Origin of the sequence: Rhizobium sp. PL01, assembly GCF_033447125.1 — a bacterium.
GTDB lineage: Bacteria > Pseudomonadota > Alphaproteobacteria > Rhizobiales > Rhizobiaceae > Pararhizobium.
In genome coordinates, this window is record NZ_JAWQUM010000013.1 from 114,118 (window position 1) to 139,036 (window position 24,919).

25 protein-coding genes and 2 pseudogenes are annotated in these 24,919 nt (G+C 57.4%); 20 read left to right on the top strand and 7 right to left on the bottom strand.

What is annotated here, in order from left to right:
• The first annotated feature begins 163 nt into the window (after positions 1–163).
• Both R6X40_RS26230 and R6X40_RS26235 read left to right on the top strand, forming a co-directional pair.
• Entirely contained in the window at positions 164–859 is a 696-nt protein-coding gene (locus tag R6X40_RS26230; protein WP_318417508.1) for a Crp/Fnr family transcriptional regulator, read from the top strand.
• Between the two features lie 140 nt (positions 860–999).
• Complete coding sequence (locus R6X40_RS26235) at positions 1,000–1,437, top strand: pseudoazurin (RefSeq protein WP_318417510.1); 438 nt, start codon at positions 1,000–1,002, stop codon at positions 1,435–1,437.
• A 210-nt stretch (positions 1,438–1,647) separates the two neighbouring features.
• Here R6X40_RS26235 and rnk read toward each other — a convergent pair whose 3' ends face one another.
• Both rnk and metB read right to left on the bottom strand, forming a co-directional pair.
• Positions 1,648–2,070: a nucleoside diphosphate kinase regulator gene (gene rnk / locus R6X40_RS26240; RefSeq protein WP_318417511.1), complete on the bottom strand. Its 423-nt coding sequence runs from the start codon at positions 2,068–2,070 to the stop codon at positions 1,648–1,650.
• Between the two features lie 299 nt (positions 2,071–2,369).
• The gene (gene metB / locus R6X40_RS26245) at positions 2,370–3,533 is read right to left on the bottom strand and encodes a cystathionine gamma-synthase (RefSeq protein WP_318417513.1); all 1,164 of its coding nucleotides are present in this window, start codon (positions 3,531–3,533) and stop codon (positions 2,370–2,372) included.
• A 223-nt stretch (positions 3,534–3,756) separates the two neighbouring features.
• Between metB and R6X40_RS26250 the strand changes: the two genes are divergently transcribed.
• Positions 3,757–4,038, top strand: coding sequence for a DUF6522 family protein (locus tag R6X40_RS26250; RefSeq protein WP_318417649.1), 282 nt, complete (start codon positions 3,757–3,759; stop codon positions 4,036–4,038).
• Positions 4,039–4,125: 87 nt separating this feature from the next.
• The gene (locus tag R6X40_RS26255; RefSeq protein WP_318417514.1) at positions 4,126–4,590 is read left to right on the top strand and encodes a truncated hemoglobin; all 465 of its coding nucleotides are present in this window, start codon (positions 4,126–4,128) and stop codon (positions 4,588–4,590) included.
• Between the two features lie 479 nt (positions 4,591–5,069).
• Here the strand turns inward: R6X40_RS26255 and R6X40_RS26265 are convergent, their stop codons facing one another.
• Positions 5,070–5,774: a 5-formyltetrahydrofolate cyclo-ligase gene (locus tag R6X40_RS26265; protein ID WP_318417515.1), complete on the bottom strand. Its 705-nt coding sequence runs from the start codon at positions 5,772–5,774 to the stop codon at positions 5,070–5,072.
• Positions 5,775–5,880: 106 nt separating this feature from the next.
• Here R6X40_RS26265 and R6X40_RS26270 point away from each other — a divergent pair, with 106 nt between their 5' ends.
• Positions 5,881–6,786, top strand: coding sequence for a LysR substrate-binding domain-containing protein (locus tag R6X40_RS26270; RefSeq protein ID WP_318417517.1), 906 nt, complete (start codon positions 5,881–5,883; stop codon positions 6,784–6,786).
• 307 nt (positions 6,787–7,093) lie between these two features.
• Here the strand turns inward: R6X40_RS26270 and istB are convergent, their stop codons facing one another.
• Both istB and istA read right to left on the bottom strand, forming a co-directional pair.
• Positions 7,094–7,822 carry an IS21-like element helper ATPase IstB gene (istB, locus tag R6X40_RS26275; RefSeq protein WP_318417518.1) on the bottom strand — a complete coding sequence of 243 codons (729 nt, stop codon included), beginning with the start codon at positions 7,820–7,822 and terminating at the stop codon, positions 7,094–7,096.
• The gene (gene istA / locus R6X40_RS26280; protein WP_318417519.1) at positions 7,822–9,321 is read right to left on the bottom strand and encodes an IS21 family transposase; all 1,500 of its coding nucleotides are present in this window, start codon (positions 9,319–9,321) and stop codon (positions 7,822–7,824) included. Before istA ends, istB begins: the two co-directional genes overlap by 1 nt.
• Positions 9,322–9,437: 116 nt before the next feature.
• Here istA and R6X40_RS26285 point away from each other — a divergent pair, with 116 nt between their 5' ends.
• From R6X40_RS26285 to R6X40_RS26355, 15 genes and pseudogenes are all read left to right on the top strand, one after another.
• A complete protein-coding gene (locus R6X40_RS26285) occupies positions 9,438–10,124 on the top strand; it encodes a HAMP domain-containing sensor histidine kinase (protein ID WP_318417652.1) in 687 nt (228 codons plus the stop codon).
• Between the two features lie 103 nt (positions 10,125–10,227).
• Positions 10,228–10,479 carry a hypothetical protein gene (locus R6X40_RS26290; protein WP_318417521.1) on the top strand — a complete coding sequence of 84 codons (252 nt, stop codon included), beginning with the start codon at positions 10,228–10,230 and terminating at the stop codon, positions 10,477–10,479.
• Between the two features lie 81 nt (positions 10,480–10,560).
• The gene (locus tag R6X40_RS26295) at positions 10,561–11,349 is read left to right on the top strand and encodes a hypothetical protein (protein WP_318417523.1); all 789 of its coding nucleotides are present in this window, start codon (positions 10,561–10,563) and stop codon (positions 11,347–11,349) included.
• 87 nt (positions 11,350–11,436) lie between these two features.
• On the top strand, positions 11,437–11,970 hold the full coding sequence (locus tag R6X40_RS26300; RefSeq protein WP_318417524.1) for a cytochrome b: 534 nt from the start codon (positions 11,437–11,439) through the stop codon (positions 11,968–11,970).
• Positions 11,967–12,707 carry an ABC transporter ATP-binding protein gene (locus R6X40_RS26305; protein ID WP_318417526.1) on the top strand — a complete coding sequence of 247 codons (741 nt, stop codon included), beginning with the start codon at positions 11,967–11,969 and terminating at the stop codon, positions 12,705–12,707. Before R6X40_RS26300 ends, R6X40_RS26305 begins: the two co-directional genes overlap by 4 nt.
• The gene (locus R6X40_RS26310) at positions 12,704–13,663 is read left to right on the top strand and encodes an ABC transporter permease (protein WP_318417528.1); all 960 of its coding nucleotides are present in this window, start codon (positions 12,704–12,706) and stop codon (positions 13,661–13,663) included. Before R6X40_RS26305 ends, R6X40_RS26310 begins: the two co-directional genes overlap by 4 nt.
• Entirely contained in the window at positions 13,656–14,624 is a 969-nt protein-coding gene (locus R6X40_RS26315; RefSeq protein ID WP_318417530.1) for an ABC transporter permease, read from the top strand. Before R6X40_RS26310 ends, R6X40_RS26315 begins: the two co-directional genes overlap by 8 nt.
• A gap of 18 nt (positions 14,625–14,642) precedes the next feature.
• The gene (locus R6X40_RS26320) at positions 14,643–15,296 is read left to right on the top strand and encodes a hypothetical protein (RefSeq protein ID WP_318417531.1); all 654 of its coding nucleotides are present in this window, start codon (positions 14,643–14,645) and stop codon (positions 15,294–15,296) included.
• A 232-nt stretch (positions 15,297–15,528) separates the two neighbouring features.
• Positions 15,529–15,954 carry a PepSY domain-containing protein gene (locus R6X40_RS26325; RefSeq protein ID WP_318417533.1) on the top strand — a complete coding sequence of 142 codons (426 nt, stop codon included), beginning with the start codon at positions 15,529–15,531 and terminating at the stop codon, positions 15,952–15,954.
• A gap of 76 nt (positions 15,955–16,030) precedes the next feature.
• Positions 16,031–16,708: a response regulator transcription factor gene (locus tag R6X40_RS26330; RefSeq protein WP_318417534.1), complete on the top strand. Its 678-nt coding sequence runs from the start codon at positions 16,031–16,033 to the stop codon at positions 16,706–16,708.
• Entirely contained in the window at positions 16,695–18,047 is a 1,353-nt protein-coding gene (locus R6X40_RS26335) for a sensor histidine kinase (protein WP_318417536.1), read from the top strand. Before R6X40_RS26330 ends, R6X40_RS26335 begins: the two co-directional genes overlap by 14 nt.
• Positions 18,044–20,044: a bifunctional DedA family/phosphatase PAP2 family protein gene (locus tag R6X40_RS26340; RefSeq protein ID WP_318417537.1), complete on the top strand. Its 2,001-nt coding sequence runs from the start codon at positions 18,044–18,046 to the stop codon at positions 20,042–20,044. The genes R6X40_RS26335 and R6X40_RS26340 overlap by 4 nt, the downstream gene beginning before the upstream one ends.
• A 146-nt stretch (positions 20,045–20,190) precedes the next feature.
• Positions 20,191–20,649 carry an IS66-like element accessory protein TnpA gene (tnpA, locus tag R6X40_RS26345; protein ID WP_318417538.1) on the top strand — a complete coding sequence of 153 codons (459 nt, stop codon included), beginning with the start codon at positions 20,191–20,193 and terminating at the stop codon, positions 20,647–20,649.
• The gene (tnpB, locus tag R6X40_RS26350) at positions 20,646–21,002 is read left to right on the top strand and encodes an IS66 family insertion sequence element accessory protein TnpB (RefSeq protein ID WP_318417540.1); all 357 of its coding nucleotides are present in this window, start codon (positions 20,646–20,648) and stop codon (positions 21,000–21,002) included. The genes tnpA and tnpB overlap by 4 nt, the downstream gene beginning before the upstream one ends.
• Before the next feature lie 48 nt (positions 21,003–21,050).
• Positions 21,051–21,932: pseudogene (locus tag R6X40_RS26355) on the top strand (transposase); the annotation flags it as partial.
• A 49-nt stretch (positions 21,933–21,981) separates the two neighbouring features.
• Here the strand turns inward: R6X40_RS26355 and R6X40_RS26360 are convergent.
• Positions 21,982–22,173, bottom strand: a pseudogene (locus R6X40_RS26360) (transglutaminase); the annotation flags it as partial.
• A gap of 302 nt (positions 22,174–22,475) precedes the next feature.
• Positions 22,476–24,740, bottom strand: coding sequence for a heavy metal translocating P-type ATPase (locus R6X40_RS26365; protein WP_318417542.1), 2,265 nt, complete (start codon positions 24,738–24,740; stop codon positions 22,476–22,478).
• Between the last annotated feature and the right edge of the window lie 179 nt (positions 24,741–24,919).

Sequence of the window (24,919 nt, forward strand, 5' to 3'; positions counted from 1 at the left end):
GATGTTGTCTGTTTCTTTGCGACAGACAGGACTATAGGCGATCGGGTGCCGCCTTGTTGCGAAACCGCAAGGATATACCCTTCGACGCATTGGCGCGCTTTGCGCTTGCGCAGGAATGCCTATACAAACGGGAGAAAATTGATCGTTTGAAGGATCCATTGTGGTGGGAATAGACAAGACATTGGTCAGGTCGCTCTCCTTGTTCGACAAGACGAGTGACTCCGACCTTGACAAGCTCCTGGACTCGGCAGTTTCACGCCGCATTCCTCAAGGACAGGCGGTATTTGAGCAGGGCGGACTTGCAACCCACTTTTACCTCCTGCTGCACGGGCGCCTGAAGGTGGTGCAGGTTACTGCGGACGGTCAGCAGATTATTGTCCGTATGGTGCATCCCGGAGACTTGTTCGGTTTTGCCAAGGCGCTGCAGCGCGATGACTACCCCGGAACGGCGATCGCTGCGGCAGAAAGCGTTGTGCTCGTCTGGATGACCGACATGTGGCAGCTTTTCGTTGAGCAGAATCCGGCACTGGCGATCGGTGCAATGAAGACAATCGGCCAACGGCTGGAGGAAGCCCATACCCGCATTCGCGAAATGTCGACCCAGGAGGTGGAACGCCGTGTCGCACACGTTGTTCTTCGCCTGATAAAGCAGGCCGGCAAGAAAGAAGATAACGGTATCCGCATCGATTTTCAGATCTCCCGTCAAGACATCGCCGAAATGACCGGAACGACATTGCACACCGTTTCTCGCATTCTCAGTGCCTGGGAAACGAAAGGTCTCGTTGAAGGCGGGCGGCAAAAATTGCTCGTTCTCGACCCCACGAGGCTCTCGCAATTGGCTGATGGCGACCGAGAATAGAAAAGCATTTCAATTATTCTGGCTTAAAGAAGTATTTTCGATGAATCTATTTGCGTTATGTCAATGAGGCGCTAGTTCAATCAGCATAACTTCATCTCAACAACCACCGGACAGGTCTTCTGTCTTCAAGGAGAATTGAAATGCGTTTTGCTTACACATGCCTCACGAGTTTAGCCCTGCTGGCCGCTCTGACAACGACGGCGCTTGCCGCTGACTTTGAAGTCCACATGCTCAACAAGGGCCCAGACGGAGTCATGGTGTTCGAACCGGTCTTAAGCAAAATCAGTCCCGGCGATACGGTCTCCTTCATCCCGACCGACAAGAGCCACAATGCCGAGACCGTTAAGGGTATGCTTCCTGCAGGTGCGGAAGCGTTCAAGAGTAAAGTTAATGAAACAGCCAAGGTGACGTTTACCATTGCCGGCACCTACGTGATCAAATGTACTCCGCATTACTCCATGGGCATGGCAGCTGTAGTTATCGTGGGTGATCCGGCCGTTAACCTCGAAGCAGTCAAGACCGCAAAGTTCCCTAAGAAGGCCGGTGAACGCATCCAAGCGGCCCTTGCTAAGCTTTAACGCTAATATATAGTGGGAACCTTCGCCAAAGCAGCTTTCTCATTTTCTGGCGCCATCAAATGGAGCTGTGCAGCGAAATCCAGAATTGGAGTGGGTCTTACTAGCGCGGCCAAGACCCAGGCACTGTAGTGCTGGCCGCGCGAACCCGCCGCCAGTGGGATCGCCCAGTGCCCTATCTGAGGATTTGCAATCATGATGGCGCCAGCCCTGCTAGTTTACCGCCTCGACTTCATTGGAGACGGTGATGACCCTCAGGAGATGCCGTCGCCCGTCGCGCGCGGCCCATTCAATCGATTGCACTTGGGAGAGCCCGATCATGGCCGTACCGATCGGCGCAAGAATTGAGATTTTGCCAAGGGCAATATCTGCATCGCCTGGGTAAACCAGAGTAACCTGCCGTTTCTGGCTATCGTCAGAGGTGTACTCCAGGGTTGAGCCCATTCGAACGATCTTTTCGGGCATCGAATGATGCGGGATGATCTTTGCCCTCTCCAATTCAGCGAGAAGCTCGCCTGAAAGATCCGGCATCCGGGTGGAGACGGTTGCCGCAAGTCCACCCAACCGGCTTTCATCAACAGCGCTGATGACGATCATCGGTTTCTTCTTACGCGGATTGAATTCGTTAACTGTCATTTCTACGTTCCTGACACCACCCTGAGCCGCAGTGCGCTAAACGCATGCCGTCTACGCTCACGATGCGCGAGTAATTTGCGTCCAGCCTGCAAAGCTCAAGCTGTCAGTCTTCCCGGATTTCGCCACCGTGGTACCACACGCATTCGAAAGACCGCCGCCCAAAGCTGGCGAGTGGGGCGATGACGCCTCGACGGACGGCTGGCAGGTCGGTTCAGGCGGCTCTTCCGCGCATTTGTTTCTTTTCGTTCCCGTTTGCAGGCTTCAACATCTGATGCGGGGGGAAGGTGTAGGTGAGGATCTCATCCAGCCGAATTGCTGCTCGCAGCAGTTAGGCTGAATGCCAGATCCGACAGCAGATCTTCTTCGGCTTCCAATCCGATCGAAACCCGTAGCAGACTATCATTGATCCCTGCAGCCGAACGCGCATCTTCGCTCATTCCGGCATGCGTCATGGTTGTCGGGTGCGCGATCAGACTTTCCACACCGCCCAGTGACTCGGCGAGCGTGAAGACTTTCAATGCGGCTACAAAACCACGCACCGCGTCAAGGCCGCCTTCCAGCTCGAAACTCAGCATAGCGCCGAAACCTCTCTGCTGTCGAAGTGCAAGTTCACGGCCCGGGTGATTTGCCAGTCCGGGGTAGTGAACGGCTTTCACCTCTGCCCGCCGATCGAGAAATTCCGCTACGGCGGCGGCGGTCTTTTGCTGCTGCTCAATGCGCGGGAACAGCGTGCGGATACCCCGAAGGGTCAGGTAGGAATCGAAGGGCGATCCTGTGACACCGAGGAGGTTAGCCCACGCCTTGAGTTCGTCAACATCACGGGAGTTAGCGGCAATAACCGCGCCCCCGACGACATCGGAATGACCGTTGAGATACTTTGTGGTGGAGTGGATGACGAAATCGGCGCCGAGAGCAATGGGCTGTTGCAGCGCAGGTGACAGGAATGTGTTGTCAACGACCAGGCGAGCTTTTGCCAATTTGGCCTTCATTGCAATAGCTTTGATATCCACCACCCGCATCAACGGGTTGCTCGGCGTTTCGACCATCACCAGTGAGGCGCGCTGTTTCAGGGTCGCAGCCACAGCATCCTTGTCTTGCTGATCAACGAACTCGACCACGAAATGGCCTTTATCTGACAAGGTGCGAAGCAATCGGTATGTTCCGCCGTAGCAATCGTGAGGCGCTATGACGCGATCTCCTGGCTTCACGAGGCTGAGGATCAGATTTAGCGCCGCCATTCCGGACGATGTCACGACCGCTCCCGCTCCGCCTTCAAGCTTCGCCAATGTATCGGCTAGCAAATCCCGTGTCGGGTTGGAGGTTCGGGAATACTCGTAATCCTGCGCGTGTTCGAATTTTCGAAACTCGAAGTTGCTGGATAAGTAAAGGGGAGGTGTCACGGCGCCGAAAGCAGTGTCATTGGCGATGCCATTGGCGGCGGCAATGGTTTTTAAATCGGTCATGCGAAATAGATCCTGGTTGTATGTGCTCGTCAGTTTCGCGTTTGCGCGAAAATCATCCCGACTGTCAGCGCAAGCGCTGGGATTGAGACGACTGGCCCGCCGACGCCACATTTAAACATGCGCGATCAATTGATCGTAATTCACAAAAGAAGAATGACAAGAGCATATCGTTCTCATATATAGATTTTTGTGGAGGTGCTTTTGAATGACAAGAGGGCTGATTTTGTTTGTCGAAAGTAATGAGAATGGCGATTTCACACTGGATTCGAGCGAGCTGGCGGAGCGGTTCGGAGTGCCTCTGCCGGAATTCCGCCGCCATATCCAGCGCGGCCTTGTCGCCAGCTCTGTCGAAATAGGCTCGGATGAGCACGCCGGGACGAGGCGTTTGTCGCTAAGATTCGGAAATCGCCTCTGGCGCGCTATTCTCGACACTGAAAACAAAGTTCAACACGAGGAAATGACATTCCTCAGTGGCAGGCGATCGATACGCCCAACGCGTGAATAATGGCAGCTCAAAAGGGCGCTGCGCTCTGTTTGCGCATTGCGTGGAGCAGAGATACAGTGCTTGCAACGCTTTGCGATGGTGACGAAAATGGAAAATGAATTGCAAGGCCGCGTCGCTCATGTCGCGGATGTCCAACACCGCGCAGAGGCGAAAATGAAAGCGATGGGCGTCGATCGCGCTTTCATCAGCGGCTTGGTCGATACATTTTATGGGCGCGTTCTGGAACATCCCGAACTCGGTCCCGTGTTCGACGCGCGTCTTTCGGGGCGTTGGTCGGAGCACACACGAAAGATGAAAAGTTTTTGGTCGTCCTTGGCATTCCACGATGGGTCCTACGGGGGAAAACCGGTTCAGGCACATGTGGCCGTCCCGAATCTGACACCAGAGCTTTTCCCAAAATGGCTCGAGCTTTTTTCCGCAACGTTGGACGACGTCGCTCCGAACGAACAAGCCAAGGCATGGTTTATGACGACGGCAGAGCGCATCGCGAGAAGCCTCACGCTTTCGCTCTTTTACAATCCAGCGCTCGATGACCCCGCGAAGAAAACCTGACTGGCGCGGTGTTCACGAGCGGCATCGCGCCTTTATCTTCCCAGAGATATCAAGTTTGTCCTTCGTGTCACGGCTCTGTTATCGGCTTTAATCAGCCGGATAATTACAAATTCTCGACGATGGTTGGGATTCATGCTCCTGTAGATATCGGGATGCAGGCCTGAGCAAGATGCCGTTCGTCTGCAGGCCGTAATGTTCTGTATTCCCAATGGCCGTTCGAACCTCTTCGTCGATACACGATCTCAAGCCAGGACAATGTGTCGTCACGCGGCAGAACCGGATACCACGCGTACCATGCAAACCAAATGTTTCCTGGGCGTTCATTGTCCATCATCATTGATCCAGTCCTATCTTTGACGGACACCGGGAAGGGCACTGAACCTGACAAACCCGTTGCCAAAGCCAACGTGCCTGCGCTTTTAGGCAATCGCTGCGGCCGGACGTAAGGCGACGATAGCAGCCCGAAGGTGGTTCATCGGCTACTTCCCGAACATCTGTACGATGGGTGCATCGTTCCCCTCACGAAACCGAATTCCACCGTCCGTGACGATCGCATCCATCGGAATGTCGTGGTGTTGGGGGCGGATAGTGTCGATCTCCTGGAAATCGAAGCCCACGCCGATCACAAGAGGTTTAGGGTCTAGTACAGCTAACGTTCTGTCAAAATACCCGCCTCCGAAACCAAGCCGGTAACATAACGCGTCAAAGCCGACGACCGGAGCAATGACAAGTTCGGCTTGAAGCTCCTCGCCGTGAAGCGGAACCGGAATATTGAGAACGCCGCGTATGAGCTCATCGCCGGCTCGCCAGGATCGGAAGGTGAGGGGCTTGTTCTTTTCACTCACCACTGGCAACAGGCACGTGGCGCCGCAAGCGGCCGCGGCGGCCAACCAGCGGCGAAGGTCCGGCTCTCCGAGAAATGGCCAGTATAGGCTGATGTTTCGCCCGGTGACGTGCGGCAAAAGCCGATCAAGGTGACGTTGGATCCCGGATGTTTTCTTGTCGCGCTCATGCGAGGTGAGGAGACTGCGGCGGTCGATCAGCCGACGGCGCTCTCCTGTTCTCCATTCTTTGATGCCGGCCCAATTGCCTTCCAACCCCATATAGGCAGGATCGACTTCGTGCATGGAGCAGGCCGGTGATGAGAAGCCACCAGGAATGTCATTCTGGATTTTATCGCTCATCTAACATTTCTTTTCTGTTGGAATAGCCGTGAGCCCTACCTTCGCCTTGATTGATGTTCGTCTATGAAGAATAATAAATCAATGTCATTCTTTAATGGAGATCGTTTTGGACCCGACGTCACTGCAGATTTTCCTGACCGTTGCCGAACAGGCGAGTGTGACGCGTGCTGCCAAACAGCTTGGTCGTGTGCCTTCGAATGTGAGCACGCGTTTACAGTCGCTTGAGGAGCAGCTCGGCGTCTTGCTGTTCAGCCGGGAAGGAAAAAAGATGACGCTAACTCGCGAGGGCCATATCTTCGTGGCCTATGCGAAAAGGATAGTCACACTCGCCTCCGAGGCGCGGCTTGCGCTCAGGCAGGCAAACAGGCTGGAAACATTGCGGGTCGGAACGATGGAAAGCACGGCAGCAAGCCGCCTGCCGCCAGTGCTTGCGCGCTTCAACGAGGCCTGGCCACAGGTTTCGTTGCGCTTGACGCTGGGCGCGACGCAGGAATTGACCAAGGCGGTGATTGCCGACGAACTCGACTGCGCGTTGGTCGCGCAGCCGGCGGACCAGCTGGAATGGGCGATGTCCGACCGCGGACAACAGCCGCTTCACGCAACGCGGGTTTATCAGGAGGAATTGCTTCTCATCCTGCCGCCAAATCATCCGCCGGTCCGCGATGCAGGCGATATCCAACCAACGGCTTTGGCCGCGCTCGAACCCGGCTGCACGTATCGACGTATCGCCGAGCGCTGGGTGAGGTTGGCTGCCGATGTCCCGACCGTGGAATTGACATCGTACCACTCCATTCTCGCCCACGTCGCAGCGGGGAACGCGGTGGGGGTCATACCCCGCTCTGTCCTTGACGGGCTTCATTGGGCGGCGGATATCTCAGTACATCCACTTGGTACGGTCGATACGTTGTTGATTTCAAGAAAAGACCGAAGGTCCGATCCGCTCCTCGGTTTCGAGGATATGCTCCTGGCGTCAACTCCCGGCGTCACTCCCTCACTTCATCCCTTGTCCTAAATCCCGCATTGCAGTTTTCATCAAAAGCGTCCTCGTCGTCGATTGCTATCTCGAGAGTGGAGGAAAACATCACACCATCGGTGATTACCTCACCCTGCAATGTCAAATCGCTTCCAAGGACGACCCCTTTTCGCGTCCAATATTGACCCCCATTTCGGCATGGGAATGTGACGTTTGACCTCGGTTCGGTGCTGTATGGTGCTGTGTGCGACCCTGGCACGACGTAGGGAGGGCGTAGCCCGACCGAAGGCGTGCCAGGGTCGCGCGCGTTTGTCAGAAGCCCTGTCTGACGACTATGCTGTTGGGCTCAGGAGCGGTTCTTAAAACGCCAGCTCTGGTTGCCGGTTTCGACAATGTCGCAGTGGTGGGTTACGCGATCGAGCATAGCGGTTGTCATTTTGGCATCGCCAAAGACGCTCGGCCAATCTGCAAAAGCGAGATTGGTGGTGATCAGCAGCGAGGTGTTTTCGTAGAGTTTGCTGATCAGATGGAACAAGAGCTGGCCGCCATGCTGGCTGAACGGCAGATATCCAAGTTCGTCGATAACGATCAAATCGTAGCGCAGCAGATTTTCGCACAACCGGCCGCTACGACCAGCGGCCTTTTCCTGCTCCAACTGGTTGACCAGATCGACGAGGTTGAAGAAGCGGCCCCGGGCGCGTGCGCGAACAACGGCTGATGCAACAGCAATGCACAAATGGGTCTTTCCGGTGCCCGTCCCACCAATAAATATCGCGTTGCGCTTGGCATCGAGGAACGCACCAGAGGCAAGTTCGCGAACAAGCCCCTCATCGACCGGCGTATCGGCGAAGACGAACTTGTCGATATCCTTGAGGACCGGGAACTTGGCTGCGGCCATGCGATAACTGATGGAGCGGGCTTGTCGGTGTGTCCGCTCCGCGCGGATCAGACTCGCGATGAGAGGATAAAGTTCGTCGCGCCGGGCAAGGCCCTTGCCGGCGATTTCGTCGAAGCTGGCACGCATGCCGTAAAGCTTCAACTCGTTCATGGCCTCCAGAATCTCATGGCGTTCCATCAGGCTCTCTTCCTTATGGCATCGTAGCGGCCGCAATCGGCCACAGGTTCGATCTTCAGGCGCAGCGCATCCGGTGTCGTGACGCTGGGCGGCGGCGTGGGCTGCTGTCTGCGCGCCAGAACGGCAAGGATCACATCGCCGCTGGCGACGCCGGCTTCCAACGCCTCAGTGCAAGCGCTCTCGACTGCGGCAATGCCGTGGTCGAGCACGGCACTCAAGACCTTGACGAACTGCCGGTCAGCGTCGGCATGGCTCTTCAGTTTGGCCCGTACCTGGGTCAGGGCGAGTGGTAAATCCCAGTCCTTGAAGGGTGCGCCATTGCGCAATGCTCCGGGCTTTTTCATCAAAACCGGCAGGTAATGCCAGGGATCGTAGATGATCTGGTCGCGCCGAAAGCATCGCGGATGATCCGCGACGACATCCTCACCCAAAAGAACGACGACGCGTTCGGCATGCGAGCGCACCAGCACCATACGTCCTGCAGCCCGCGCATCGACGCTGTAGCGATTGTGATCGGCCATGATCAGGCACGTGGTACTGGCCCTGACAACCTTCTCGACAAAGCCGTCGAAGGGACCGCGCAGACCCATCAGGCTCGCCCGTTCCCCCTCGAACACGTCGAAGATCATTCGATCCTTGAACTCGGGATGCGGGGTCCGCTTGGCGTAGGCGATGCACTGATCTTCCAGCCATGCATTCAACTCGGCAAGACTTTTTACCCGTGGCTTGGGCCGGAACATCTGGTCGCGCAGATTGCCGACCTGGTTCTCGACCTGACCCTTCTCCCAACCCGAAGCCGGCGTGCACGCAACAGGCTCGACCAGATGATGCGAGCACATTTGCAGAAAGCGGCCATTATATCGGCGCGCCTTGCCGACGAAGATCGCCTCCACCGCTGTCTTCATATTGTCGTAGATGCCGCGCCGGCAGACACCGCCATAAAACTGGAACGCCTTGTCATGAGCATCGAACACCAGTTCCTGTGTCTCCCGAAAGTAAACCCGCACGAACGGCATGCGGCTGTGCGACAGCTTCATGTGCGCTGCCTTGACCGTCACAGGCAGACCCTGAAGCGTGATCGTCTCGTGGCTCCAGTCGAACTGGTAGGCTTCACCAGGCGCAAAGCTCATTGGCACATAGGCATGCGCCGGGACACGAGCGCGTTCGTCACGCCATGCCTTGGCGAACCGATGCACACTGTCATGCGCGCCATCATATCCGCGTCCGCGCAACTCCTCGAATAGCCGTTGTATCGAACGGCGCTCACGCCGCGGTAGCTTCGCTTCCTTCTCAAGGATCGTTGTCAGATCCTTGACCCAGTCGCCAAGCTTCGGCGTCGGCTGAACACCGCGAGCGTAATTGAACTCGGTCTTCTCGCCTCGTACAACCTTACGGACCGTCTCGCGCGAAACCGACAGCGTGCGAACGATCTCCTTGATCGTCCGCCCCTGTTCGAAATACGCACGCCTGATGTCACCAATTTTTTCCACGCAAATCATCCCCGTAAGCCCTTCCCGGCCAATCGGGGCCAAAGGAAAGGACGCTGACACAAATCGTCAGAGGGGGTGGATATTGGACGCGAAATCCCCCCTCAGGGGGCCATTATTGCAAGCGAATTTACAAACAAAGGGCCTTCCTATCGGATGCTGCTCACGAGTTGCGTACACCGCTTGCTGCCGTCAGTCTGCAAGTCGGAAACTTGAAGGCGCGGGTGACCGATCCGGAAGGCAGCGAGCGTCTCGCCGATCTCGAGCGCGGTGTGCGCCGTGCCGTGATCGTCACGGATCAGCTACTGCGCCTTGCCCGTCAGGAAGCAGAACAACATCGGCCACGCGAAGACAGTGTCGCGCTCAGTGCGCTGATGCTTGAAATAACTGCTGCTTTTTCGCCTCTTGCGGAGGCCAGGGGCATCGATCTGGGTTTTGTCCGTGCCGATGCGGTCGAAGTTTCGGGGTATGCCACCGATTTCCGCGTGATGATCGAATGCCTTATCGACAATGCAATCAAATATTCGATGCCGGGTGGCGAAATCGATGTTGCGGTTTGCAGTAGCGGCGAAACAGCCTTGCTGACGATAACGGACACGGGGCCTGGCATTCCAGATGACCTTAAAGCCCGTGTTTTTGATCGCTTCTATCGTGTGGTCGATACCGAAGTGGAGGGCAGTGGGCTTGGTTTGTCGATTGCCAGAACCGTGGCCGATCGATACGGCGTCCATTTGGAAATCTCTAACAGGCAAGATCGGTCGGGGTTAATCGTTACCCTAACGTTCGCGAGTGTCTTCACAAGCGCAACCGTCTAACCAAGATGATCCTCTAATTCAGTCCTAAGTCTGTGCCCTTAAAGGTTCATGAGGCTTGACGCACCCGGGTCGGGGCGCCGCCCGAACCTGATGGGATATTCCAATGGAAAAGATACTTCTTGCGGCTGCAATTACAATGGTCACCAGTTTTGTGTCATCGGCCTATGCAGCGCCTGCGCCTTGCGAAGACATGCTGAAGGAGTTGCGCACGGCAACTTCAGCCGCAACGTTGAGTGCTGCTGACGCCAAGGCAGTCGCCGACCTCGAGGCCAAGGGTGTCGAGCGGTGTAATGCCGACGACGACAAGCGTGCAGACGTCTTCTTCGGTGACGCGATGAAGCTGCTCGGCAAATAAATTTCGCCGATCTTTATGAGCCGACCAGCGCGCCCGATCGGGCGCGCCCTCATTGCGAACGAGGCGACAGGAGATTGCGCCATGCTGCAGGCAGCAAATGATTCAACGACTATAGGGCAAAACCGGGTTCCCGACGTTACGGTCGATTTCTGGTTGATCAAACTGATGGCTGTCACCATGGGTGAAACGGCGGCCGACTATCTCGCGGTCAATCTTGGCCTGGGTCTCACAGCGACGACCGTGATCATGAGCGCGGTCCTGGTTGTCGCTCTCATCCTTCAATTTTCGCAGAAGAAGTACGTGCCGTGGGCCTACTGGCTGGCAGTCGTTCTCATCAGCATTGTTGGCACGCTGATCACCGATAATCTTGTCGATAACTTCGCAGTTCCACTCACGACGACAACAATCGCCTTCAGCGCAGCACTCCTCGCCACGTTCGCCCTCTGGTACGCGTCGGAGCGCACGCTGTCGATCCATGCGATCTTTACGACCCGCCGCGAGACCTTCTACTGGCTTGCGATCCTGTTCACCTTTGCGTTGGGAACGGCGGCCGGTGACCTTGTCGCCGAGCACTTCGATCTTGGCTATCTCACAACAGGTATGATTTTTGCGGCCGTCATCGTTGCTATCGCCTTTGCTCATTTCGCCCTGAAAGTCGATGCAATTCTGTCGTTCTGGCTTGCCTACATCCTAACCCGCCCTTTGGGTGCGTCCTTCGGCGATCTGCTCTCACAACCAGTCGAATACGGTGGTTTGGGATTCGGGACGATCATAACCAGCGCACTGTTCCTGGGAGCGATCGTCGCCATCGTCCTTTACATGACGTTCAGCCGGCGCCGTTCCGACGAGATTACAGCCTTCGAAGCGTGATCCTACCCATTCCACATCCGTCCGGTCAGGAGCCGGGCGGACGAGAAATTTTCTACGCCACATCCTGAGCCAGAGAAACGATTGACCATGAGCTATTCAACCAACACCTCTGTAACGCGCGCGCGTGGCTATTCCGGCCTACAGATCACGCTACATTGGCTGATTGCCGCACTTGTCGCAGTTCAGCTGATCTTTGGCGAAAGCATGACTGCGAGCGTCGATGCGATGGCTGAAGGCGGCGCTGCCTCACCCTTCGACCAGACGATTGCCAGCCTGCATTACTGGTTCGGTACAGCAATCCTCGTGCTTGTCGTCCTGCGTTTGTTCGTCCGCCTGACGCACGGCGCGCCTTCGAGTCCCGATGGAATCCCCGGTTGGATGTCGTTTGCTTCGCGCATAACCCACTGGATCTTCTACGCGCTCCTGATCGCGGTTCCCGTGACTGGTCTGCTCGGGTTCTACACCGACGGACCCTTCGGCGATATCCATGCCTGGGCCAAGCCGGTGTTCATCGGACTGATCGCTCTCCACGCAGGCGCTGCACTCTTTCACCAATTCTGGCTCAAGGACGGCCTTCTGAAAGCGATGCTCGTTCCCGCTGCCAAAGGAGAAAAACAATGATCCCCGCTATCACGATCGACAGACTGTCGAAACGCTACGACAACTATGAAGCCCTGAAGTCCATCTCGCTCGAGGTCGAGCAGGGCAGCGTCTTCGGTTTCCTCGGCCATAATGGTGCAGGAAAGACGACGACGCTGAACATCCTCACGACACTCTTGAAGCCCTCGTCAGGGCGGGCTTTCGTCTCCGGTATTGATGTCGTTGCCAACCCGATCGGCGCTCGTCGCCATATCGGCTATGTGCCGGAAAACGTGCAGCTCTACGGGGCGCTGAGCGCGATCGACAATCTCCGGTTTCTCGGTCGGCTATCGGGTTTGCGCAATCCAGATCCGCATATTCGCGAGACGCTGGCGTTTTTGGACTGTACAGACCTTGGACCGAAGCGGGTCGGCAGTATGTCGAAGGGCCAACGACAGCGCATTGGCCTGGCACAGGCAGTGCTGCATCGGCCGAAAGTCCTTTTCCTTGATGAGCCCACCTCGGGTCTTGATCCGCTCGGCATCAAAACCCTGCGCGATCTGATCATCAGGCTCAATCGGGAGCAGGGCACGACCATCTTCATGAACACGCATCTGATCAGCGAGGTGTCGCGCACGTGTACCTCCATCGGCGTTCTCAGCAACGGACGGCTTGTTCTTCACGATACCATTGCGGCGGTGACGGAGCGTTTTGGCGATGACGCGGCATTGGAGAGCATCTATCTGTCTTTGACGCCTGAGAGCGAGATCGCGGCATGACACAGCGCGAACCTATGCCGCCGTCTGTCGCAATAAGCACCATAGCGCGTGCAACGATCAGCAACGCCGTCCGGGACCGAACCGTCGTGTGGTTGGCCCTGATGTTTATGGCCATGGTGCTGCTTTCGGCCTATCTGGGGTGGTCGGCGACAAACACGATCAATCAAATCTACACCAAGGCAACGATCGCGCTTCAGGCTGATGGTTTGGCCATTCCTCCCAATCCGGTCAATGAGACATCACCGCTGGCGATGCTGCGCAATATGACCACCTATGTTTCACTGCTCGGCGCTCTGGTCGCCATTGTTCTTGGACATCAAATCATTGTTGAGGATCGCAAATCCGGCGTGTTTCCTCTTCTGGCCAGTCGGCCGATCTCCCGAGTGGCCTATGCACTGGGAAAGATGCTTGCGCTGGTCGTAATGCTCACTTGTATTCTACTGATTGCAGCGCTCACCAACGCCATCACTCTTTTAATTTTGCCGGCGCTTCCTCCAACGACCGAGGACTGGATTGCCTTTCTGTCCTTCTACGCTTTGTCGGCCTTGTTGCTGACGGTGTTTGGCTGGATTGCAATGTCGTCTGCCAGTCTGTTTCGCTCCGAAACGATGGGGTTGCTCGTGCCTGTCACCGTTTGGCTGACACTTACCTTCGTACTTCCGCAGATTACCTCAAACATCAATCCGATGGCAGCGTTGAACCCTGTCAAGGCAATGGTGCCTCCGCCCGGAGGATGGTTTTTCGCGCTGACAGGCCCCGCACTGGCTCCGGTTTCGTTGATCTCGACCTACCGCGACCTCGCCGCGTCCATACTCGGCTTTGCGCCGGCCGATAGTGCGGCGCTCGGAACGGTTGCTGGTCTGTCGAGCCTCTTCGTTGCCAACATTTTATTGGCTGCTGCCGCCTGCTTTGGCGTGCTGCGCCTTGATCCCACGCGGAGTCAAACGGATGAGTGATACTTCATTTCAACTGACTACCATCGCGAAGAAGGAAATCCGCGACGCCGCGCGGGGAAAACTCTTCACTCTCGTCAGCCTGCTCCTCATACTCTGCGGTGCAACTGCTCTGATTGTTGGTGCTGTGGCTATGAACGCGGAGGTAGCCAACTATGCTGCCTCGCGCGATTTGCTTCTCTCGCTTGGCAAATCCGCCGACGCGCTTGCGCCACCGGCTTTCAAACCGTTGGCGCTATTGCGCAGTTTCATTGAGTATTTGGAGATCATCGGCGCTATCCTCGGTATCGTCCTTGGGCACCGCACGGCGGCTTCCGAGCGCGGTCGCAACACGCTCGGTCTTCTCCTGACCCGTCCGCTATCGTTTCGGGTTCTGCTCGCTGGAAAAACGCTCGGAAGTCTGGCCGTCCTGGTCGCAATCCTGGCTGCTGTGTTTTGCGTCGGTGCAGCTGGAATTACCCTAATCGGAGGGGTCGGGCTTACGGCGCCAGATATTGCCAGAATACTGGTCACATTTGCCGCCGCGGCAATATATGTAGGCTCATTTTTTCTTCTTGGTTTGCTTCTGGCACTCCACATGCGCCGACCGGCGCACGCCATCATGGCAGCCTTCGCCATCTGGCTCGTCCTTGTTCTGATCGTGCCGCAGATCGGCGATACGCTCGATCCCGACAATCAGGTTGGTGCCGGCGTATTTCGCACCCTCGGCATCGCCAAACCGCAGGAAAAGCAGATCATGACGTCATTCGCGACTTACGAAACGGTCCGAGACGGCATCGAACAACTGTCTCCCGCAAAACATCTTGAACGCTGGAGCTTTGCAGCTCTTGGCATCAAGGAAATCTACTACGGCCAACCACTCGTTACCGTCATGCGGGATCGCTGGAGCGATGCCGCATGGCTTGTCGGCCAGTTCATAGCCCTTCTCACCGGCCTGTTTATGCTTTCCCTTCAACATCGCTAATCTCAAAAAGGACTGACCATGACATACGTCAAGCAAACCAACCTGTTCGTATCGAGCCTCTTCGTTCTCGGTTTGACAGCCTTTGCGGTGCCTGCACTCTCGGCCCCCCTCGATATCGACAATGATGGCATCCCCAATATTGCCGAGAAACTGCTCGGAACCGAACCTCTGATTGCGGATACGGACGGCGACGGCCAGAACGATAAAGCTGACGCCAAGCCAACAGAGCTCAGCAACCCAATTGTTCAGACAGGCTCACCGGCAACGATCCGGATTGTCTCTGCCAAGGTCGAGGACAACTTCGATCCGTCGACGAAAAAGGACGTTTCCGATCACCTGGAAATTGCCATCTCGAATGACGGCAAGGCTGATCTCAAGGGCCTGAAGATGTATCTGACGCTGACCGACGATACGAACGCGAAGATGGAAAGTATCTATCGCGACCTGTCAGGTTTCACGATTGCTGCCGGACAAACCACAGCTTTGCACTTCGATCTGGAAGGTGTCGCGGATTGGGCGGCCGCGCAAACGCATTTCCGTGCCAACGAGAATTCCATGCTGTACACGACGCCTTCACCGAAGACACTCCAGCTGCAGATCGCGGCCAACGGCGAGGCGCCTGTTTCGATCACCTTCAAGAAGGACGCAGGTGGAGCGGAACTCGCCGATTGATCGACAATCTGCAATTGGGCTTATTCGTAGCTCCCGGCCCGATTGTGGCCGGACCGGCGTCCCCGGTCCGGCTTCTTTTGTTGTCCGGCAAGGATGCGATTGCCTGCCGAGGCAATAACATTTTCGAATACGACAAATCTGTATAGTTGAGGAAATACAGCGGCAATGAACGGATCGCTATGGTCACTTCAACGCCCTGCATCGTGCAGTGCGTCCAACACTGGAGACTGATATGACGAAGTCCAAACTCATTCCCGCTGCTCTCGCTGCCTTGCTTGCCGCCGGCGCTTTGGGTACGGTTTTCACTCAGACTGCGAACGCGCAGGCAACCAAGGCCGGACAGACCGGCGCCTCCGAGCTCGCGCTTGTGGATGGCGCGAAGGTGTCCTTGGCTGAAGCGATTGCAACGGCTGAAAAGGAATTCGGCGGCAAGGCTGCTGATGCCGGGCTGGATGACGAGAATGGTTCGCTCGCCTATGAAATCGAGCTTCTCAGCCCCAATGGCGAGCAGAAGGTCTCGGTGGATGCCATGACCGGCAAAGCGATGGCCATGGCGAAGGAAGCCGATGGCGAAGATGAAGGTGACAATGGTGCCGGCGAAAACCAGGAATCTGGTGAGGCGCAGGAAATGAACGAAGGTGCCGAAGGCGCCAACTAACGAGTAGGACCGCCCGCCGCATATGCGGCGGGGCGGTCATCGTCCGGCGGGCCGAAATAATACGTAAGGATGCCCCATGAAAGCTTTGTTGATCGAGGACGACACAGAAACGGCAGCCTATATCGTTGGTGGGCTCGAGGAGGCCGGATGGGTCATCGATCATGCTGAGAATGGGCGAAACGGTTTGTTTCTCGCAGCCGACGGCGATTACGATTGCCTCGTGGTAGACAGGATGCTGCCCGGTCTGGACGGCATAGGTATTGTGAAGACATTGCGCGGAGCAGGGGTCATGACACCTGCTATTTTTCTTACCACCCTTGGCGGTATTGATGACCGCGTAGACGGATTAAAGGCCGGCGGCGACGACTATCTCATCAAACCGTTTGCATTCGCAGAACTCGTCGCACGCATGGACGCTCTTTGCCGGCGTCCGCCGATCGCCTTGGTTGATACCGCTCTGACCGTTGCTGATCTTGAGATTGACCTTATCAAAAGGTCAGTACGGCGGGGATCAAGCCCGATCACGCTTCAGCCGCGTGAGTTCAAATTGTTGGAATATCTCATGCGCCATGCCGGCCAAATCGTCACAAGAACCATGCTTCTCGAGAATGTATGGGACTTTCACTTCGATCCGAAGACCAATATCGTTGAGACACATATCAGCCGGCTGCGATCGAAGATTGACAAGGATTGTGACAACAGCCTCATTCAAACGGTGCGCGGTGCGGGATATTGCCTTCGTGATCCAGCTTAGGCTCTTTCAGACCACCGCATTTCGTTTGGCTATCCTGGTGTCAGCTTTTTTTGCGCTTCTGACCGCAGTTCTCTTCGCGATCGTTTTTTTTCTCCTCGCGGACTACGCAAATAGTCAGATTCGTAGCGTCATCGACGCGGAGACAGCACGACTGGTCCAGATCGTTCAATCGGCTGGCCTGCCTGCAGCCGTCGCGTTCGTTAGATCACGGCCGGCTTCCGAAGACCGCGATCCGATTTACGCGATCCTAGATGAGAGCGGGCGTTTACTCGCCGGTCGTCTTGCCTTCCCTCCAAGTGGTCCTGACTGGCAGAGCATTCGGGAGCCAAGGGATGATGGTGAAGTGCTTTTGGCGAAGCGCACTGCCATGCCAGGCAAGGGTGCAATAGTCGTCGCCTACCCATCCGGCGAAGAGGATGAACTCAAAGGCGCTATTTTGGTGTCATTCGCCTGGGCGGCGGCAATCACGGTAGTCTTGTCTATTTTCGGTGGTCTTATCTTAAGCAGATCGTTTTTGCGTCGAGTTGAAACCTTCACTACAGCAACGTCTCGGTTTGCTGAAGGATATCTAAGCGAACGCATTCCCCTACGAGGCTCAAACGACGAGTTCGACCGGCTTGCCGGGAATATCAACGAGATGCTGACGCAAATACAGGCACTCATGGAATCAATGCGTCAGGTCTCCAACGACATTGCTCACGATCTTCGTACCCCGCTTGCCCGGCTGCGACAGGGGCTCGATCTCGCGCTTCGGAAGTCCGCGGATGTTCGGGGGTTCCAAGTGGCCATTGATCGGGCCATTCTGGAAACCGATGATATACTTGCAACGTTTGCAGCCCTTTTGCGGATTGCCCAGATCGAAGCCGGCACGCGACGCGCTGCCTTCGCAAGAATCAATCTGTCCGACCTGTGTGAGACGGTAACCGATGTCTTTTCAGCAGTTGCCGAGGACGGGGGACGTCGGATCATCGCTAAAATTGCGCCGGATATCTGGATTGACGGCGACAGAGAACTCCTCACGCAATTGCTGGCCAATGTGGTCGAGAATGCTCTGAGGCATACACCGACGCAAACCCTCGTGCAGATAGGGCTGGGTACGAACGCAAGCGGGTGTCCGATCATCAACGTCAGCGACAACGGATCGGGCATCCCGGTTGAAGCACGGGCAGCTGTATTCCGGCGTTTTTATCGGATGGAAAATAGCCGCAGCACTTCCGGGCATGGCCTTGGTCTTGCGCTCGCTGCAGCGGTCGCGCAGTTGCACAACATCGATATTCGGCTTGGCGATAATCAGCCAGGATTAAAAATCGAGATGACATTCCAAGGGGAACGCGAATGAGCGGTTACATTCAGTCCGTCACGACCATCATCGCCCAGAACCCAAATCTGGCTGGCATCCTTGTTTTTCTGATTGCCGCATCTGAATCCATAGCCTTGATTGGGGCCATTATCCCTGGAACGGCAATCTTAATCGGAGTTGGAGCGATTGTCGGACTCGGCCATCTGGGATTATGGCCTATCCTCGTTTGGGCGACGCTTGGGGCAATCGCCGGAGATGGATTTTCATACTGGCTTGGCGGGCGTTACCGCGGGCGGCTGCACGAGGTTTGGCCGTTCTCACGCAATCGCGAAATGCTGACGAAAGGAGAAGCGTTCTTTGCTCGACACGGCGGAAAAAGCGTTGCGATTGGCCGTTTTGTCCCGGTCTTGCGATCCGTCATACCTTTGATTGCTGGTGCACTCGGGATGCCAGCCAGACGCTTCTATGTTGTGAATATAGCCTCTGCCCTCGCATGGGCGCCGGCACACATACTGCCAGGCGCCCTGGTTGGCGCATCGATGGGTTTCCTCAATCACATCAGCAGCCGCCTCGCCATCGCGATTATTCTCCTGCTATTGGGAGCTGTGGTAATCGGTTGGATGGCAAGGTTTTTGTTGCTGCGCCTGCTGCCATTCATCGAAAGAATCCGGTTGCGAGCCGTTGTGTCGCTGGAGAGGCGCTCCCCGACAGCAGCCCGTGCGTTTGCCCTCAAGGTTTTGTCGCCATCCCAGAATATCCGCAATATTCTCCCCTTGGGTATCCTTCTTGGATTGGCGGTTGCCGCTTTCATCATGCTTGTCGAAGAAGTAGCGGATCGCGGGTCACTCGCGCTATCCGACGCTGCAATCAGCCATTTCGTTCAAGGACTAAGAACAGCATGGGGTGATCATATCATGGTTATAATCACGTCCCTGGGCGACACAGTCATGATAACGGCCGTAGCGCTCGCTGTATTGGCCTGGTTGGTGTGGCGGCGGGCATGGGGCCTTGCAGGCGGAATGGCGCTGACGTTGCTGCTTGCCAGCGCGTTCTCATCGCTGCTCAAGGGATGGATGGGTGTCCCACGGCCTATTGCGCTTTACGAGGGTGTTCAGGTTTTTAGCTTTCCAAGTGGCCATGCCACGATGGCAGCGGCGCTTTACGGCACCATCGGATGGATGACGGCGATGCCTGTTCGCGCGCCCTGGAGAGCCTGGATCCTCGGCGGCTTGGGCGGCTTGGTCGGAATGATTGCGGTTTCGCGAATTTACCTGGCCGCCCATTGGCCATCGGACGTCGTTGGCGGGTTGCTTTTCGGTTTCGGGATTGCCGCTGCTTACGGTCTGGTGTTCAGGCGAGCCTATACCACAACAGTTCAGCCCGTCCGACTTTTGGCCATTGCAGCAACTGTCATCCTGACCTTTGGAACATGGCATGCTGTAACGACCCACGCGCGTGGACTTGAAATCTATGCGCTGTCGGACCCGCCCGTTCGTACCCTTAGTCGCGTGGCCTGGCTGGCGGATGGCTGGAAAACGCTTCCGCTCTATCGGACAGACTTTGAGGGCGAGCGGGAAGAGCCCTTTATGGTTCAGTGGACCGGCACTGTCGAAGATTTGCGCCAACGTCTGGTTGTTCAGGGGTGGATTGGCTCAATACCCCTAAATTTCACGAGCGCGTCTGCCTTTTTGACCGCAAAATCCTCTGCAGTCGATCTGCCTGTGTTGCCTCTTTTTCATGAAGGCAAAGCGCCAGCATTTTCAATGATGCGCACAGCCTCATCCCCAGCGTCACGCTTCGTGCTCCGGGGATGGAGAAGCGGTGTTGACATCGACGGCAAAGGAGCGGTTCTGCTGATTTCAATTGTGCCGGAACAGATCGTTCATCCGATAGGTTTCGCTACAATCCCGGTTCGGGATACGCGAATGAACGCTAACGACATGGCGTACACTGAAGGCGTGACTGGCAAGCAAAAATTAACGGCAGCAGGTGAGGCGTGCTCCTCGCTCCGCTGTAAACTCGTGTCCAGGTTGTGAACAAAATCGCCATTCAGCCAGAATTTCCGCGATGTATGAACCCGGACGAGATCAGTATCCTTTCCGTGAGCGCGACGAACAGCCCACCTTTCCTTTTCTGACCAAGGCCGCGAGATGTGCTCCTTCATCGACAGGAGCGGAACGGAATGGTTGGAGATCGTGCTGATGCCATGCTTGAAGCCATGGATGAAGCCAGGCATGACGGGGTCTACCGGCGGATAGAGGTGATCACCGGGCGACGCCAGCGGCGAAATTGGACTGACGAAGAGAAGGCGCGGATCCTTGCCGAGAGTTCAGAACCCGACGTGAACATCTCGGCCGTCGCCCGGCGCTGGGGCGTCAATCGCGGCTTGCTGAATGTCTGGCGCCGCGAGGCCGGGCTGATCTCTCGACGATCTGCGAAAGCCTGCCCGCAGCAGGCTATGTTCGTGCCGGTGACGGTTGTTGGAGAGCGAACACCTTGCGAGGATCCGGCGTCGAATGTCGCCCCCGTTGCCGCGGGTCGAATTGAGATCGAGATTGCCGGGGCTCGAATGACTGTGATTGGCTCGGTGGCGCCCGAGCTGGCGCAGGCGATGGTGGCGGCACTGCGAGGCCGCCGGTGATCGGAGGGTCACCGAACGGTGTGAAGATCATGGTTGCGACGCAGCCTATCGACTTCCGGCGCGGCATGAATGGGCTGGTTGCATTGGTGGCGTCAGCGCTTTCGGCTGATCCGTATTGCGGCGATGTGTTCGTGTTCCGCGCAAAGCGCCTCGATCGTCTTCGCTGCATTTATTGGGATGGATCCGGCATGATCCTGGCGACGAAGTGGCTTGAGGCGGGCAAGTTCGTTTGGCCACCGATCCGCGACGGCGCCATGCAGATGACGCGCGAAGAGTTCTCGCTTTTGCTGGCCGGTATTGACTGGACGAGGATGAAGCACAACCCGGTAAAACGCCCCTCGAAAGTAGGTTGATCCTATTGGTTTTGCTTGAAGATTCGCAGCTATATGGTAGGATCTATCATGCCGCTTCGACCCGATCCCTTACCGCAGGACGCCGTGCAACTGACCCGGATCATTCTCTCGCTTGACGAAGAGAATGCCGATCTCAAGGTGCGTGTTGCCTTCCTCGAAGGCCAGCTTTTTGGCCCGAAGTCGGAGAAGATGACGACGGTCGATCCGACACAGGCTATGCTCGACCTGGGTGACCTCAGCGACATTCCCGTAGCTGCTAATGACGATGTTGCCCCCTCGCCAGAGCGGACAACACCGGCACGGCGATCGCCGGCTCGCAACATCGGCCACTTACCCAAGCACCTTCCGCGTTATGACGAGGTCATCGAGCCGGAGAGCAAGGTCTGCCCCTGCTGCTCATTCGAACGGCATTGCATCGGCACGGATGTCAGCGAGGCGCTCGATATCGTGCCGGCCGTCGTTCAGGTGAAACGGACGATCCGGCCACGCTATGCATGCCGGGCCTGCGAAAACGGTGTTGTGCAAGCACCCGCGCCGGGGCGCGTGATGGATGGTGGCATGGTGACGACGGCATTCGCTGCCCATGTCGCCGTTTCGAAGTTTGCATGGCATCTGCCGCTTCACCGTCAAGCCCAGATGCTTGCCTCCTGCGGCGTGATCATCGATCTCGGCGCCTGGGTCACGCGGGTCGCCTGGTGGCTTGAGCTTCTCTACGATGCGCTCACCGCCTTCATCCGCTCGCAGCCGAGGGTGTTCTGTGATGAGACGCCACTTCCGCGGCTCGATCCGGGGCGCAAACGAACCAAGATCTGCCAGTTATGGGCACAAGCGATCGACGATCGCCCATGGAATGGTCCGGCGCCGCCGGCGGTAGCCTATACTTTTGCCGAAAGCCGCAGCGCTCGCGAGGTCGAGGGGCAGACGAGTTCACCTCGCGGATAACCTGCCAGCCCCGCTCGGTGACCCGCGGCGGCGGCCCGGATCTGGACTTGATCGAGCACTCGTCCACATTCTGTTGGCAGAATTCGTAGTGACCGATGGGTTGGGAGGTGATGGAGCCTGTCTGCATCCAGAGCGATGCCACCGAAGGCGCGGGGATGGCTGAGCCTGCCGAAAACACGAACGCTGCGAGTGCTACCGCCGCATTCCCGATTGGCCGCATTCCTGACATCGCAAGTCCCCAGTTAATGGCGCAGCATGGGAGGAGTCAATCGAGGTCCGGGTAACATCGGTGGACGCGGTTAACATCGAAGGTTTCAAACAGCCGCCACGACGCCGGGGCGGAGCCGGTGAGGCGGGTCCGGGTCGCCAAAAGGCGGCGGACGCCTCATGGAACAGAAAGCGGGACGAGCCCTCGCTGGCTCGTCCCGCTTTCGAATGCCCGGACTTGAAGTGGTCGGCAATGACTTGCAGCCGCACTTCCCCGCTCCACCAATCGGACTTTCCGATCGGGTCCGGCGGCCACCGCAGCCGCTAAGCCGTCGGAGACCGCAACAGCCTCAAAGCGTTCATGGTCACGAGCACGGTGGCTCCGGTGTCAGCAAGGATAGCTGGCCACAGACCAGTGATGCCGATAACGGTCGTCACCAGGAACACTGCTTTCAGTCCCAGCGACATCGTGATGTTCTGCCGGATGTTGGCCATCGTGCGCTTGGAAAGATCGATCATCGCCGCGATATCCGCCACGCGGCCGTGCAGCACGGCGGCATCTGCCGTTTCCAACGCGACGTCGGTGCCTCCGCCCATGGCGATGCCGACATCGGCTGCCGCAAGCGCGGGTGCGTCGTTGATGCCGTCGCCGACCTTGGCGACGATGAAGCCCTGCGCCTTAAGCTCGCCGACGATGCGCTGCTTGTCTTCCGGCATCAGTTCGGCGCGAACCTCGATGCCGAGCTGTTTGCCGATGGCGGTGGCCGTGCGCGTGTTGTCGCCCGTCAGCATCACTGTCTTGATTCCAGCATCGGTCAGCGCCTTGAGACCTGCCAGAGCATCCGGACGGGGTTCGTCGCGCATGGCGATCGCTCCGGCGAGCGTGTCGCCGATGATCAGCACGGAAACGGTCTTGCCTTCGTCATTGAGCGCCGTGATGCGCGCCTGATGTTCTGCAGGAAGCGGCACACGTTCGCCAGCCGCCTTGGGCGACCCAAGGAAGACTTCGGTGCCATCGACCGAAGCCGTCACACCCTTGCCACCCAATGCCTTCGCATCGGTGACTTGAGGAACCGCGACTTTCTCGTCCGTTGCCTTTCCGAGAATGGCGATCGCCAGCGGGTGGCTGGAACCGGTCTCGAGGGCAGACGCATATTTCAGAACATCCGCTTCGTTGCGGTCGAACGCGATGATGTCGGTGACCTTCGGCTTGCCTGCCGTGAGCGTTCCGGTCTTGTCGAGCGCTATCGCCGTGACTTTGCCGATATTCTCCAGCACTGCGCCACCCTTCAAGAGCAGCCCGCGACGGGCGCCCGACGAAAGCGAGGCAGCGATGGCAGCGGGCGTCGAGATGACGAGGGCGCAGGGGCAGCCGATCAGCAGGATCGCGAGACCCTTGTAGACCCATTCACCCCACTGGCCTGCGAAGAGCAATGGCGGGATAATCGCGACGAGAGCGGCAACCACGACCACGCCGGGCGTATAGTATTTGGAGAAGCGGTCGATGAACCGCTCCGTGGGTGCCTTGGATTCCTGGGCTTCCTCGACCAGTTTGACCACGCGTGCGATCGTATTGTCGGACGCGGCCGCGGTGACGCGCAGCCGCAATGCCGCGTCGATATTGACCGTTCCGGCAAACGTATTGGCCCCGACACCTTTGCTCACCGGGGTGCTTTCTCCGGTGACCGGTGATTCGTCGATCGAACCTTCTCCCGACACAATCACCCCGTCAGCAGGAATCCTGTCGCCAGGGCGCACGAGGATAATGGCACCCACAGCGAGGCTGTCCGCCGGAACCTCACGGGTCTGACCGTTTTCTTCAAGGAGAGCCGTCTTCGGCACCAGAGCCGTCAGCGCCTGGATGCTCGCGCGCGCCCTTCTTGCAGCCACGCCCTCAAGCAGTTCCCCCACCAGAAAGAGGAATACTACCGCGGCAGCTTCCTCGCCTGCGTCGATGAAGACGGCCCCAACGGCTGCAATCGTCATCAGCATCTCGATGGAGAACGGCGTCCCCGCCATCGCCGCCATGATGGCGCGGCGTGCGATCGGGATCAGTCCGACCAGCATCGCGGCGATGAACGCATAAGACGCGATAGAAGGCACGAACTGCCCGATGGCATAGGCAGCGATCAACGCCGCTCCACAGGCGATCGTCAGTCTGCCCTTCTTGCTGCGCCACCAGGAACCGTCCGTCGGCCCGTGGTCATGGCCGTGCAGCCCTTCCATCTTGTCGGCAGGAGCTGGTGTCGCGTGATCGTCACCCTTGTGATCCGCATGGTCGTGGTCGTGGTCGTCGTGATCGTGGCCGGCGGGATCACCGGGATCATGTTCGCCGCCCGTCCGGTTCGGCGCTGTCGCCCTCCCGCTTGTCAGCGGCGCGACCGAGTAACCAAGGCCTTTGACTTTCTTCGCTATCGCGTCGAGGTCGCTTGTGTTGTCATGGTGGATTGTCATGGTGCCTGCGGTGACGGACACGGAAACTTCCGAGACACCCGGCATGCGTCGCACGGCCGTGTCGATCTTCGATGCGCAGCTTGCGCAATCCATCCCTTCAATCCGGTAACGGGATTGCGTTGCGTTGGTTGTCATGAGCGGCTCCTTGCTGTCATGACGCATTGAATACATGCTCTAGCGGCTAGAGGTGCAAGAGGAAAATTCCAAAAATGGGGCTGTCGTCACAACAGGCGCAGCGCGCCTTCGCCCTCATCGGATTCAGCATCGACAGATCGGGGTGTCCAGCAGGCCCCGTCTGCTGGGAGCAGAGATAC